We start from the raw sequence: 709 nt of genomic DNA, 5'->3' as shown, positions 1-709 counted from the left end.
AGTCCAGGTCACCGACACCACTGACGAGGTGGTGGCCAAGCTGACCGCGACACCGTCGGTTACCGAAGGCGGCGAGATCACCTACACCATTACGCTGACCAACAAAGACGGTCTGCCGATCGACAAGCATTCGGCGTTGACCTTCACGCTGAACGACGGCACCACCATCACTGTGCCAGCGAACAGCACCGCGGGCAGCACTACTGTCACTGCGCCGGATAACGTCTACGCAGGTGCCAATGATCCTGTTGTTAAATCCATTGCCACCGTGAATGGCGTTGATGTCGGTAAGTTCGAGCAACTGACCCTGGACAAGACGCCGGTCAGCACCGCTGTCACCGACGAGCCGGGTACGCCAGGCAACGAAGGCGACCTGGTCAAGGTCACCATCACTGCCGACCAGCCTTCGGTGGCGGAGAACGTCAAACCGACCTTTACCGTGCACATCAACCAGGCACTGGCTCACGATCTGGTCGTGACCCTGAGCAACAATGCCCAGGTCACCATCAAGGCGGGTGAAACCAGTGCAGCGTACGAGCACGCGGCACAGGGGGATGACGTCTACAACGATGCCGGCGAAATCAGCCTGGGCATCAAGTCCGCTGTGGACGTCGATGGCCGTGCCTTCGAAAACCTGCAGTTGGGCGATGCAGCCACGGTTCAGGTCACCGACACCACTGACGAAGTGGTGGCAAAACTGACCGCAACG

Annotated in this window: 1 protein-coding gene; it reads left to right on the top strand. The window is 59.7% G+C overall.

What is annotated here, in order from left to right:
• A partial coding sequence (locus ACLEJP_RS25485; RefSeq protein ID WP_440810902.1) for an immunoglobulin-like domain-containing protein occupies positions 1-709 on the top strand: 709 nt, incomplete at both ends.

Origin of the sequence: Pseudomonas sp. SMV7 (assembly GCF_052041995.1) — a bacterium.
Classification (GTDB): domain Bacteria; phylum Pseudomonadota; class Gammaproteobacteria; order Pseudomonadales; family Pseudomonadaceae; genus Aquipseudomonas.
This window is presented reverse-complemented; position numbering and strand designations above follow the sequence as displayed.